Genomic DNA, 12,290 nt, shown 5'->3' with positions numbered 1-12,290 from the left:
GATGCTCGGCAAGCTCGACTGGTCGGCCGTTCCCTTTGACCAGCCTATTCCGCTCGGCGCGGCCCTGATCGTCTTCCTCGCCGCCGCCGCCGTTCTGATCTGGGTAACGATCAAAGGCTACTGGCCCTACCTTTGGCATGAGTGGATAACCTCCGTCGACCACAAGCGGATCGGCGTCATGTATATCGTGCTGGCGGCGCTGATGCTTCTGCGCGGCTTCGTTGACGCCGTCATGATGCGCACCCAGCAGGTGCTCGCCATCCACGGGCCGGGATACCTGCCGCCGGAGCACTACGACCAGGTCTTTTCGGCCCACGGCACGATCATGATCTTCTTCGCCGCGATGCCCTTTGTCATTGGGCTGATGAATTTCGTCATCCCGCTGCAGCTCGGCATCCGCGACGTCGCCTTCCCGACGCTGAACTCAGTGAGCTTCTGGCTGACCGCGACCGGCGCGCTGCTCGTCAACATTTCGCTCGTCGTCGGCGAGTTCGCGCGCACCGGGTGGCTACCTTATGCACCGCTGTCGGAGACGACCTACTCGCCAGGCGTCGGCGTCGATTATTATTTGTGGTCGATCCAGATCTCCGGCGTCGGCACCCTGCTCACGGGCGTCAACCTGGCGACCACCATCCTCAAGATGCGCGCGCCAGGCATGGGCTATCTGCGCATGCCGATGTTCTGCTGGACCTCGCTTGCCTCCAACATGCTCATCGTCGCCGCATTCCCTATCCTTACCGCAACCCTCGCCATGCTAACCCTCGACCGTTATCTCGGCTTCCATTTTTTCACCAACGAAGCCGGCGGTAACCAGATGATGTTCGTCAATCTCATCTGGGCCTGGGGTCACCCCGAGGTCTACATCCTCGTGCTTCCCGCCTTCGGGATCTATTCGGAGATCTTCTCGACCTTCTCGTCGAAACCGCTGTTCGGCTATCGTTCGATGGTTGCGGCGACGATGTTCATCTGTATCGTCTCCTTCATGGTCTGGCTGCACCACTTCTTCACCATGGGCGCCGGCGCTGATGTCAATGCGGCTTTCGGCATCGCCACCTCGGTTATCGCCGTCGGCACCGGGGTCAAGATCTACAACTGGCTCTTCACCATGTATGGCGGGCGCGTGCGCTTCGAAACGCCAATGCTGTGGGCGCTAGGCTTTGTCACCACTTTCATCATCGGCGGCATGACCGGCGTGCTGCTCGCCGTTCCGCCGGCCGATTTCATGCTGCACAATTCGCTCTTTCTCGTGGCGCATTTTCACAACGTCATCATCTCGGGCGTGCTGTTCGCGGCCTTTGCCGGCTTCACCTACTGGTTCCCGAAAGCCTTCGGGTTCCGGCTGCATGAGGGTTGGGGCAAGGCGGCGTTCTGGGTCACGCTTGCCGGCTACATTCTGGTGTTCGTGCCGCTCTATATCGTCGGCCTTCTCGGCATGACCCGCCGCCTTCAGCATATCGACATGGATATGTGGGCGCCGTGGCTTGTCGTGGCGGCCTTCGGAATCGTGGTGATGATCGTCGGCGCCGCATGCCAGATCACGCAGCTCGTCGTCTCGATCAGGCATCGCGACGAGTTGCGCGACGAGACCGGCGACCCTTGGGACGGGCGCTCGCTGGAATGGTCGACATCCTCGCCGCCGCCCGTCTTCAACTACGCGCGGCTGCCGCATGTCGAAAACGAGGAGCCCTACTGGACCATCAGGCAAAGGGCAATGGACGAGCAGAGTCAGGAAGAGGACTACGAGGCGATCGAGATGCCGCGCAATAGCCCCACAGGCTTCGTCACCGCCTTCTTCAGCACTCTGATTGGCTTCGCGCTCATCTGGCACATCTGGTGGTTGGCGGTTGTCGGCTTCATCGGGGCCTATGCCACCTTCGTTGTATTCGCCTGGCGCGAGCATGGCGATTACGAGATCCCTGCCGACGAGGTCGGCCGCATCGATCTTGACCGCAAGGCAGCCCAGCTTGCCTGGATGCGTAGACGCGAGCGTGTGGCATGAGCGACATCCCCGCCGGCACCGCAACGCGCGATCCCTACCGGCTGGGCCGCACCGCAGGGCATGGCCATCACGTGTTCTCGGCGACCGGCCACGGCGAGGGAGGCCCGGCCTCGAAGTTCGTCACGGTTGCCTACGGCTTTTGGATCTTCCTGTTGTCGGACATCATAATGTTCTCGGCTTTCTTCGCCGCGTATGCCGTCCTGTCCAATTCGGCGGCGGGCGGGCCAACAGGCAAGGAGCTGTTTGAGTTGACGCGCGTCGCGGCACAGACGGCGCTGCTGCTCACCTCGAGCTTCACCGGCGGCCTTGCGATGCTCGCGACCCACCGCCGGTCAATGGCCGCCACCCAGTTCTGGTTGCTGGTGACCGGCCTGCTTGGTGCAGCCTTCCTGTTCCTGGAGGTGCAGGAATTCGCGGCCATGGTGAATGAGCAGGCGGGCCCATCACGCAGCGCCTTCCTGTCCGCGTTCTTCGCCCTTGTGGGCTGCCACGGAACTCATGTTGGACTTGGCCTGCTTTGGCTCGGCACCATGATGGCGCAGCTCTGGATAAAAGGCTTTCTTCCCGACATATTGCGCCGGCTTCACTGCTTCAGCCTGTTCTGGCACGCGCTCGACATCATCTGGATCGCCATCTTCACCCTGGTCTATCTGCTGGGAGCGTCATCATGAGCGAAATGGACAGCCGGAACGAGGACATGCTTGACCGCCGCGATTCCGCACCAGGCGAAGAACGCAGCGAGGAACACGAGGTGGCGGGAGGCCTTTCCGGCTATCTGCTGGGCTTTGGCCTGGCAATCCTGTTGTCAGTGGCGTCCTTCATTGCGGCACAAACCGATCTAATTTACCAGCCGGCCGTGATCTCGGCCCTGACGGTGCTTGCCATCGCACAAATGGGCGTCCATCTCGTCTTCTTCCTGCACCTGACGACAGGACCTGACAACACCAACAACGTGCTCGCGCTCGCTTTCGGTGTGCTGATCGTGACCTTGGTCGTTTTGGGCTCGGTGTGGATCATGAATCATCTCAGCCAGAACATGGGAGCGATGGATGCGAAACAGGCTCACATGATGCCATAACGCGGTTCCAGGTCTGTGGCCTGGGCGCAAAACCGCCTGTCCGTCGGTTCGGTTACCTTGCGCATAGCGTCTGCACTTTCAGGCGTCGAAAATCCATAGGTGCGGAGAGCGGTGAGGAGCTGGTCGAGCTGTTTGGCCCGGCAATGTCTATATCGGCCCGCTCACGGTCGGCGGCAGAATGAGCTGCTGCCCATGGTCGCAACGTCTGTGCCTTCCATCATAATTTCAGGAACTAGGAACATAGGGGCCTCGTCCGAGTTCCATTGAAAGTGTGGGAACATAGCTCAGTTTGCCAAGGGATCGGGCGAGGATTCCTTGCTCTGTGAGCGCTCCCACTTTCCACATTGTGTTCAACGAATGCTCCGGATCATGGGTCGCCCACAGCTTTCCTCCCTGGCTTTCAGCCTCCTGGTACTCGTTAATTGTGCATTGCTGCAAAGCAGGGCCTGGGCACAGCTACCCTGCCCCGCCGACCACGCCAAGCTCCTGGCTGCCCTCAAGGCAAACGTCAAAGCAAGCGGAGGCCCCGCCAATGGCGGCTTCGAGACCAATGAATGGGCGGCGATCGTTACGCGTGACGGGACAGTTTGCGCCGTTGCTTTCAGCGGCCCCACCAGCGATGCGCAGTGGCCCGGCAGCCGGCTGATCGCAGCCGAAAAGGCCAGCACGGCCAACGGGCTCAGCGTTGCCCAGATGGCTCTCTCGACGGCGAATCTATATGCTTCTGTTCAGCCGGGTGGCCCCTTGTTCGGCTTGCAGCTTACCAATCCTGTCAACCAGGCAGCCGCTTATGCCGGCGACAGCAAGAACTTTGGGAGTGCGAGCGATCCGCTGATTGGCAAGCCGATCGGCGGCGTCGTGGCATTTGGCGGCGGCCTTGCTCTCTACGACGGCAAAACGATTGTCGGCGGGCTTGGCATCAGCGGCGACTCCTCCTGCGCCGATCACAATGTCGCTTGGCGCCTGCGTGCGGCCCTGGGCCTGGACAAGGTTCCGGCGGGCGTCAACCCCAACGCCAAGGACGCCATCGTCTACGATCTCGATCCTGGCGGAAAGAGCGCCTCCGGCTGGGGTCATCCGTTGTGCGCGGGAACCGAGGCAGACGTCGCGGCCGAACTCGGCGCCGGAGTGGGAGGTTCGATCCGCAAATGAGGGGATCTCTGAAAGTGGCGGGGAAATACGCATCTGCGACACCAGACGGCCGAGGAGCGGAAAGGGGCCGCGGTTTCGACTTTAGGCCGTTGAAGTGGCTAGTGCTGGCCGCAGGCTGCTCATTGCTGAACGCCGCGGCCGCGCAGTCCGCGGTGACACCCGCCATCACACCGCCCGCCGCGGCCGCGCCACCTGATGACGGCCAATGGACAATGCCGGCTAAGAATTATGCCTCGACGCGCTACAGCGAACTGGCGGACATTAACGAGGACAATGTCAAGAACCTTCAAGTTGCCTTCACTTTTTCGACCGGAGTGAACAAGGGTCAGGAAGCGGCGCCACTCGTCGTCGGCAACACGATGTATATCGTGACACCTTTTCCAAACATCGTCTACGCGCTCGATCTTTCCAAACCGGGCGCGCCGATGAAATGGAAGTACGAGCCAAATCCTGAGCCTGCCGCGCAGGGCGTTGCCTGCTGCGACGTGGTCAACCGCGGTGCGGTCTTCGCCGACGGGCGCCTCTTCTTCAACACGCTGGATGGTCACACGATCGCGCTGGATGCCGCCACTGGCCAACCGGTGTGGAACGCCCATGTCGGCAACATCAATATCGGCGAGACCATAACCATGGCGCCGCTTGTGGTGAAGGGCAAAGTGCTGGTCGGCAATTCCGGCGGCGAGATGGGTGTGCGCGGCTGGGTCAAGGCGCTGGACGCGGGCGACGGACATGTCGTCTGGACGGCTTACGGCACCGGACCGGACAAGGACGTGCTGATCGGGCCGGATTTCAAGCCGCATTACGACATGGACAAGGGCAAGGACCTTGGCGTGACCACATGGCCGCCGGAAGCCTGGAAGATCGGCGGCGGCAACATGTGGGGCTGGATCTCTTACGATCCGGACCTCAACTTGATCTATCACGGGACCGGCAATCCAGGGCCGTGGAATCCGGACCTTCGGCCCGGCGACAACAAATGGACCTCTGGGATTTTCGCGCGCGATCCCGATACCGGAGCCGCGAAATGGTTCTACCAATGGAGCCCGCACGACCTGCACGACTACGACGGCATCAACGAGCAGATCCTGCTCGATATGAATTGGCAGGGTAAGCCGCGCAAAGTGCTCGTCCGCCCGGAGCGCAACGGCTATCTCTACATTCTGGATCGGACCACCGGGGAAGTCCTGTCAGCGACACCCTATGGGGCCGTCAATTCCAGCAAGGGCGTCGATCTGAAAACCGGGCGCCTGATCGAAAACCCGGACAAGAAGACCGGCACCGGCAGGGTGATCCGGGATATCTGCCCGACAGCATCCGGGCTCAAGGATTGGCAGCCATCTGCGTTCTCGCCGAAGACAGGACTGCTCTACATCCCACACAACAATCTGTGCATGGACGAAGAGGGCCTCGAGGTGAACTACATCGCCGGCACTCCCTATGTCGGCATGAATGTGCGCATGATCCCGGGCCCGGGTGGCAACCGCGGTGCCTTCACCGCCTGGGACATCGCGGCCGCAAAGCCAGCTTGGAACCTGAAAGAGAATTTTCCGGTGTGGAGTGGCGCGGTCGCCACCGCCGGCAATGTCGTGTTCTACGGCACAATGGAGGGCTGGTTCAAAGCTGTGAGCGCAAGGACAGGGGAATTGCTTTGGCAGTTCAAGACCTCGTCCGGGATCATCGGCCAGCCGGTCACCTATCGCGGCCCCGACGGGCACCAATATGTCGCGATCCTGTCGGGCGTCGGCGGTTGGGCCGGCGCGATCGTATCGGGCGACCTCGACCCGCGCGACGCTACCGCCGCGCTCGGCTTCGTCAACGCGATGAAAGACCTGAAGAACGCGACCACGGCGGGAGGCACGCTCTATGTGTTCCGGCTCCCCTGATGCTTTCGAGTTGAAGGCAGTTCGAAGACGCGAGGCGAACGGAGGTCTGGTAGCAGCGGTGGTAGCGTTTGCCTCGCTGCTCTTCGCGGTTGCCGCCGACGCCCGTGAACTCAAGGTATGTGCCGACCCTAATAACATGCCGTTTTCCAACGCCGCTGGACAGGGCTTCGAAAACAAGATTGCCCAGATCATCGCCAAAGAACTGGATGCAAGACTTTCCTATACCTGGTGGGCCCAACGCCGCGGTTTCGTTCGCAACACGCTCAAGGCAGGCCTGTGCGATCTCATACCTGGCACTCCCGCCAATCTCGAAATTCTCCGCGCCACCGCTCCCTATTACCGCTCGACCTATGTCTTCGTGACGCGGCGGGATAGTCCCGAGATCACGTCTTTCAACGATCCACGCCTGCGCACTCTGCGCATCGGCGTGCAGCTCATCGGCGATGACGGGGCCAATTCCCCACCGGTCCAGGCACTCGGCCGCCGCGGCATTGTCGGTCATCTCGTCGGCTATCCAGTCTATGGCGACTATTCGGCTCCCAACCCGCCCGCGCGCATTGTCGAGGCGGTGGCCAGCGGCGAGATCGATGTTGCCGTCGTCTGGGGCCCGCTCGCTGGTTATTTCGCCGCCAAGCAGAAGACACCGCTGCGCATCACGCCCGTGACACCTCGAACCGACGGGCCTCAATTGCCAATGGTCTACGACATCTCCATGGGCGTCCGACGCGGGGACGACGCGCTGCGCGACGAAGTGGATGCAGCCCTTGCCAAGCACAAGGCTGAGATCGACGCGACCCTGGCCCGATACGGTGTGCCGCGCCTTGATACCGGCGGGAGCGCGGCGCGATGAAGCGGAGCCTCACCGTGCTCTTGTCGACGATGCTGACCCTTGCCGCTTGCCAGCGGGAAGAGCGCGACACACGTCCGCAATCGGCCCTTGGGTCCGGCCAACAGCCAACGCCGGTGACTGCGCTGGAGCCAGGCGGCCAAAGGCCGCTCCCGAGCGACAACAAGGCGGCCAGCTTCGAGGCCAACGCCTTTCATCTCAGCGAGGGCAAGCGCCTGTTCAGCTGGTTCAATTGCTCGGGGTGCCATGCCAATGGCGGCGGCGGCATGGGACCGGCGCTGATGGATGAGAAGTGGGTTTACGGCAGCTCGATCGAGAGTATCCACGCAACGATCCGGGACGGGCGGCCTAACGGCATGCCGAGCTTCCGAAACAAGATTCCCGATGATCAGATTTGGGAGCTTGCAGCCTTCGTACGTTCGCTGAGCGGCAACGCGCCCTCCTCCGCCGCACCGCAGCGTAACGACGACATGATGGTCCATCCGTCGGAAAATCGCCTCCCCGATGCCGCGACGCTGGGGAAATCGCCGTGAAACGCCTTTTTCCCAAAGCGTGTTGCGCAGCCGCCCTCCTGGCGCTTTCAGGTTGCAGCGGCTGGCAGTCCGCTCTCGATCCGAAAGGCCCCGCCGCGGGCGAGCTCGCCTGGCTGATCTGGTTTTTCACTGCCCTGTGCGCGGCCGTGTGGATGCTGGTGATGGTCGTGCTGGTCGCTACCCTGTTCCAGCGAGTTCGAACAGGAAAAGATCCGCTCGTGCTCGACCTCGCCTCCGAACATCGCAAAATGCGCGTGGTCTTGACCGCGGTTGGGGTGACTGCGGCGATTCTAATTGGGCTGACCCTGTTGAGCTTTTTCGCCAACAGGACGCTTGCCGGGATCGGCTCGGATGAGGCGCTGACGGTCCGCGTGACCGGCCACCAATGGTGGTGGGAAGTGCGCTACGAGAATGCCCAGCCAAGCCGCATCCTGACGACGGCGAACGAAATCCACATTCCGGCCGGCGAGCCGGTTCGGCTTCTTTTGACTTCAACAGACGTAATCCACTCCTTCTGGGTGCCGAGCCTTGCCGGCAAGCTCGACCTCATCCCCGGACATATGAATGTGCTGGACATCAGGGCTGACAAGCCAGGCGTCTATCGTGGTCAATGTGCTGAGTTCTGCGGCGCGCAGCACGCCAACATGGGCACCTTCATCATTGCCGAGCCGCGGCCGCAGTTCGATGCGTGGCTGGACGACCAGTTGCGGCCTGCCGCCGCTCCGACCAATGCCGAAGCCAAGGCCGGCGCGGATCTTTTCCTCCAGCGGCCCTGCGTGATGTGCCACAGGATCGGCGGCACACCCGCAGGTGGCACGGTAGCGCCCGATCTTACCCATATAGCCAGCCGGCAAACTCTCGCAGCCGGAACGCTGACGATGAGCCGCGGCAATCTCGCCGCTTGGATCGCCGACCCGCAAGGCATCAAGCCCGGCTCCCACATGCCTGTAACGGCTCTCAATGGCGACGAGCTCAATGCCATCATTGCCTACCTCGAGGGGCTGAAATGACCAGCGCCGACCTGACGAGCGGACGCGACCTGCGGGCGGAAGCCCAAGCAAAGGGAGATCTCGCTCCCGAGCATGACGGACCGCGCGATACCGGCATGGAGGAAGCCGACCTCCAGCGGCGGCTGGAGCGCACCTGGCGTACGCCCCCCGGCATCGTCGGCGGGCTTTCGAGCGTCGACCACAAGGTGATCGCCAGGCGCTATCTGATCACTGCCTTTATCTTTCTGTGTCTGGGCGGGCTCAACGCAGTGGCTATGCGTGTTCAGCTCTCGGGACCACAGCGTGGGCTGATCGGGCCGGACCTCTACAACCAGCTGTTTACCATGCACGGCGTCACGATGATGTTCCTGTTCGCGGTACCGATCGTGCAGGCGACCGGCATTTATCTCGTGCCGCTGATGGTCGGCACCCGCAACATTGCGTTTCCGCGGCTGAATGCGTTCAGTTACTGGGTCTATGTTTCGGGCGGCCTGTTCGCCTGGGTGTCTTTCGCTCTCAACATGGCGCCGGACGTCGGCTGGTTCGCCTATGTGCCGCTGTCCGGTCCCGAATTCGCCCCTGGCAAGCGCGCCGACGTCTGGGCGCAGATGATTACCTATACCGAGGTGTCTTCACTGGCTGTGGCAGTGGCGACGATCGTCACGATCTTGAAGCAGCGTGCTCCCGGCATGTCGCTGGACAAGATCCCGCTATACGTCTGGGCGATGCTGGTCACCTCCTTTGTCGTCGTCTTCGCAATGCCGGCGGTGATGATCACCTCGACATTCCTGATCCTCGACAGGCTGGTCGGCACACACATCTTCAACCCGGCCGAAGGCGGTGATGCCTTGCTGTTCCAGCATCTGTTCTGGTTCTTCGGTCACCCCGAGGTCTACATCATCTTCCTGCCGGCGACCGGCATGGTCTCCTCGATCATCCCGGCTTTCGCCCGCCGACCGGTGTTCGGCCATCTCGGCATGGTTCTGTCGTTGATCGCGGTCGGCTTCCTGTCCTTTGGCCTGTGGGTCCACCATATGTTCGCGACAGGCCTGCCCAAGCTCGGCGCCAGCTTCTTCACCGCTTCCAGCATGATGATCGCTATTCCCAACGGCGTACAGATCTTCTGCTGGCTGGCAACGATGTGGGACGGCAGACCGGTGATCCGCGCGCCAATGTTGTTCGTGTTCGGCTTCTTCTTCATCTTCGTCATCGGCGGTCTCACCGGCGTCATGCTGGCCTCCGTGCCGCTGGATCTGCAGGTGCACGACACCTACTTCGTCGTCGCGCATTTCCACTATGTGCTGATCGGCGGATCGGTATTCCCGCTGCTGGGTGCGGCCTATTTCTGGTTTCCTAAAATCACCGGCCGCATGATGAGCGAGCGCCTGGGCCGCTTGCATTTCTGGCTGGCCTTCATTGGCTTCAACGCCGCCTTTTTCCCGATGCACATCGTGGGGCTGTGGGGCATGCCGCGAAGGGTCTACACCTATCCGGCCGAGCTTGGCTGGGGGAACATCAACCTGTTCATAACAGCAGGCGCGGTGGTCTTCTTCCTGAGTTTCGTCCTGTTCACCTTCAATCTTGTGCATGGCGCGTTGAAAGGCGCAGCGGCAGGCAACAATCCCTGGGAGGCCGGCACCCTGGAATGGGCAACGCCCTCGCCGCCGCCGAGCTATAATTTCGCGCGCATTCCGGTCGTCACCAACGCGGAGCCACTCTGGGCCGAGCGCGACGCTCTTCCCGTAGCGACCGGGCTTCGCGTCGACGCGCGCGAGCTGCTGGTCTCGACAGTCGCTGAAGCGCATCCCGACATTCGCGAGAAATCGGCGACACCGTCGATCTGGCCGCTCTTTGCAGCGTTCGCCGTAGGCGGCACGTTTCTCTATTCGATCTTCACCCCCTGGGCCATCGTGTGGGGCGCCCTGCCAATCGCCGTCACCTTGATCGGCTGGTTCTGGCCAAAAGGTGATCTGGAGGACGAGGAATGAACGAGCGTCCCGTCACAGATGTTTCCGGTCTCCCCACCTTTGGGCATGGTCCGCGCAGCCCGACCTGGTGGGGCACGCTCGCTTTCATGGCTCTGGAGGGCACCGGCTTTGCGCTCGCCGCAGCCGCCTATCTCTACCTGGCGGTCTCTTGGCCTGAATGGCCGTTGAGTGCACCGCAGCCGAACCATTGGCCAGGAACGATCGTCACGCTGCTGCTGATCGCCAGCCTGGTGCCGAACCACATCCTCGATCGCTATGCCAAGCAATGCGCCATCGTGCCGGTGCGGATCGGACTGGTTGTCATGTCGCTGCTCGGCCTCGCCCCGCTCCTTGTGCGCTGGTTCGAGTTTCCGGCCTTGAACGTTTACTGGGATACGAACGCCTACGGCTCGATGCTTTGGGTGCTGCTCGGGCTCCACACCACGCATCTGATAACAGATGTCGGCGATACGATCGTGCTGACGGTGCTGATGTTCACGCGCCATGGCTATAGCGGGCGACGCTTCGGCGACGTCGGCGACAATGTTTTCTATTGGGATTTCGTGGTCGCAACCTGGCTTCCGATCTATCTGCTGATCTACTGGGTACCGAGGCTCGGCTGACATGCGCGCGGTCCGGTTGGGAACTTCTTGGGGTGGGCTTTTGTCGGGCCCGTTGGCTTGGGCGGTCTCGACGCAACTGAACTACTCGCTGGTTCCCTGGCAATGCAATCACCAGGTGCCGGTCGTGCTTCCCTTAGCGTTGCTGCTCGCCTTGTTCTCGCTTCTGGGCGGTGCTCTGTCCTGGCAAGCAAAGCGGCAAGGCGGCGCTGCTTTCAAAGCAGAACGCACGCGCGGTACCGAGCATTTTGTCGCCGATCTCGGCATGCTGGCGGCTCTCCTGTTTGCACTGGTCATCATCATGCAGGGAAGCGCCGCACTCATCCTGGACGAGTGTCTGCGATGAACCTGGCCACGCTCTTCTCCACCTCGATCTGCTATGGCTCCGGCGCGCCCGAGGCCGGATGGACACTTGCGCTTCCCATCACGGTCCCGCTGACGGCGGTCGCGCTCATCTACATGGCCGGTGCGATGCGGCTGTGGCGCCGCAGCACTCGCGGCCGTCCGCTGCGGATGCGTCAGGCGCTGCTGTTTGCCGCCGGCTGGAGCGTACTGACGGCAGCGTTGGTCAGTCCGATCCATGCTCTCGGCGAGCGGCTGTTTGTCGCGCACATGATCGAACACGAGTTGCTGATGGCGGTGGCGGCGCCGTTGCTGGTCATCGCCTGCCCCGCCCCTGCTCTGCTGTGGGCATTTCCCGTAACGTTCCGGCGCGCCCTGGGCACGGTCGGGCATGGCAAATCGCTGCGAGCGCTCTGGACCGTTGCGAGCCGGCCTGTCACCGCAACGATTGTTCACGGGATCGCGATATGGGTGTGGCACATTCCGGTCCTGTTTGAGGCAGCGCTCGAGCATGGCGTGCTGCATTATGCCCAACATGCGAGCTTCCTCGGCACAGGCCTGCTCTTCTGGTGGGCGTTGCTGCCGCGCCAAGGCCAACAGCAGGCCTATGGAAGTGCCGTGATGCATCTTTTCTTCACCTCCCTGCACACCGGCCTGCTCGGCGTCCTGCTTCTTCTATCGCCGAAGCTCTGGTACCCGGAGAATGCTGCCGGGGCGGCAGTGTGGAATTTAAGCCCGATCGAAGACCAGCAGCTTGCCGGGCTCGTTATGTGGGTCCCGGCCGGCCTTATCTATGGCGGGGCAGCGCTATTGCTGGCCGGCCTCTGGATAACGACGAGCGGAACCAGGAAGGTCGCGCATGCGCCCTGGCCCATCTAAA

Annotated in this window: 12 protein-coding genes; all 12 read left to right on the top strand. The window is 62.1% G+C overall.

All coding sequences use genetic code 11. From position 1 onward, the window contains the following. Position 1 precedes the first annotated feature (1 nt). Positions 2-1,999, top strand: a complete 1,998-nt coding sequence (cyoB, locus tag FJ443_RS08270) for a cytochrome o ubiquinol oxidase subunit I (protein ID WP_181175081.1) — start codon at positions 2-4, stop codon at positions 1,997-1,999. Further along, positions 1,996-2,670, top strand: a complete 675-nt coding sequence (gene cyoC, locus FJ443_RS08265) for a cytochrome o ubiquinol oxidase subunit III (RefSeq protein WP_140622727.1) — start codon at positions 1,996-1,998, stop codon at positions 2,668-2,670. The genes cyoB and cyoC overlap by 4 nt, the downstream gene beginning before the upstream one ends. Then, on the top strand, positions 2,667-3,077 hold the full coding sequence (cyoD, locus tag FJ443_RS08260; RefSeq protein WP_140663474.1) for a cytochrome o ubiquinol oxidase subunit IV: 411 nt from the start codon (positions 2,667-2,669) through the stop codon (positions 3,075-3,077). Before cyoC ends, cyoD begins: the two co-directional genes overlap by 4 nt. Before the next feature lie 429 nt (positions 3,078-3,506). Next, entirely contained in the window at positions 3,507-4,229 is a 723-nt protein-coding gene (locus tag FJ443_RS08255) for a heme-binding protein (RefSeq protein ID WP_224656130.1), read from the top strand. A 122-nt stretch (positions 4,230-4,351) separates the two neighbouring features. After that, positions 4,352-6,112: a methanol/ethanol family PQQ-dependent dehydrogenase gene (locus FJ443_RS08250; protein WP_263486167.1), complete on the top strand. Its 1,761-nt coding sequence runs from the start codon at positions 4,352-4,354 to the stop codon at positions 6,110-6,112. A 58-nt stretch (positions 6,113-6,170) separates the two neighbouring features. Further along, complete coding sequence (locus tag FJ443_RS08245; RefSeq protein WP_224680348.1) at positions 6,171-6,962, top strand: substrate-binding domain-containing protein; 792 nt, start codon at positions 6,171-6,173, stop codon at positions 6,960-6,962. Next, complete coding sequence (locus tag FJ443_RS08240; protein WP_140663469.1) at positions 6,959-7,492, top strand: c-type cytochrome; 534 nt, start codon at positions 6,959-6,961, stop codon at positions 7,490-7,492. Before FJ443_RS08245 ends, FJ443_RS08240 begins: the two co-directional genes overlap by 4 nt. Next, positions 7,489-8,502: a cytochrome c oxidase subunit II gene (coxB, locus tag FJ443_RS08235; protein ID WP_140500653.1), complete on the top strand. Its 1,014-nt coding sequence runs from the start codon at positions 7,489-7,491 to the stop codon at positions 8,500-8,502. Before FJ443_RS08240 ends, coxB begins: the two co-directional genes overlap by 4 nt. Beyond that, positions 8,499-10,469, top strand: a complete 1,971-nt coding sequence (gene ctaD, locus FJ443_RS08230) for a cytochrome c oxidase subunit I (protein ID WP_140663467.1) — start codon at positions 8,499-8,501, stop codon at positions 10,467-10,469. Before coxB ends, ctaD begins: the two co-directional genes overlap by 4 nt. Beyond that, complete coding sequence (locus tag FJ443_RS08225) at positions 10,466-11,071, top strand: cytochrome c oxidase subunit 3 (protein ID WP_140500655.1); 606 nt, start codon at positions 10,466-10,468, stop codon at positions 11,069-11,071. The genes ctaD and FJ443_RS08225 overlap by 4 nt, the downstream gene beginning before the upstream one ends. 1 nt (position 11,072) lies before the next feature. Then, positions 11,073-11,414, top strand: coding sequence for a hypothetical protein (locus FJ443_RS08220; RefSeq protein WP_140500656.1), 342 nt, complete (start codon positions 11,073-11,075; stop codon positions 11,412-11,414). After that, positions 11,411-12,289, top strand: coding sequence for a cytochrome c oxidase assembly protein (locus tag FJ443_RS08215; protein ID WP_140663465.1), 879 nt, complete (start codon positions 11,411-11,413; stop codon positions 12,287-12,289). Before FJ443_RS08220 ends, FJ443_RS08215 begins: the two co-directional genes overlap by 4 nt. Position 12,290 lies beyond the last annotated feature (1 nt).

Source organism: Mesorhizobium sp. B2-6-1, from assembly GCF_006440475.1.
Classification (GTDB): domain Bacteria; phylum Pseudomonadota; class Alphaproteobacteria; order Rhizobiales; family Rhizobiaceae; genus Mesorhizobium.
The sequence above is the reverse complement of the archived record's forward strand: the minus strand, read 5'-3'. Positions and strand labels throughout refer to the sequence as shown.

Coding starts and splice junctions, on each gene's coding strand:
- cyoD (WP_140663474.1), top strand. CDS start 2,667: ATGAGCGAAATGGACAGCCGGAACGAGGACATGCTTGACCGCCGCGAT.
- ctaD (WP_140663467.1), top strand. CDS start 8,499: ATGACCAGCGCCGACCTGACGAGCGGACGCGACCTGCGGGCGGAAGCC.
- FJ443_RS08240 (WP_140663469.1), top strand. CDS start 6,959: ATGAAGCGGAGCCTCACCGTGCTCTTGTCGACGATGCTGACCCTTGCC.
- FJ443_RS08215 (WP_140663465.1), top strand. CDS start 11,411: ATGAACCTGGCCACGCTCTTCTCCACCTCGATCTGCTATGGCTCCGGC.
- cyoB (WP_181175081.1), top strand. CDS start 2: ATGCTCGGCAAGCTCGACTGGTCGGCCGTTCCCTTTGACCAGCCTATT.
- cyoC (WP_140622727.1), top strand. CDS start 1,996: ATGAGCGACATCCCCGCCGGCACCGCAACGCGCGATCCCTACCGGCTG.
- FJ443_RS08220 (WP_140500656.1), top strand. CDS start 11,073: ATGCGCGCGGTCCGGTTGGGAACTTCTTGGGGTGGGCTTTTGTCGGGC.
- FJ443_RS08225 (WP_140500655.1), top strand. CDS start 10,466: ATGAACGAGCGTCCCGTCACAGATGTTTCCGGTCTCCCCACCTTTGGG.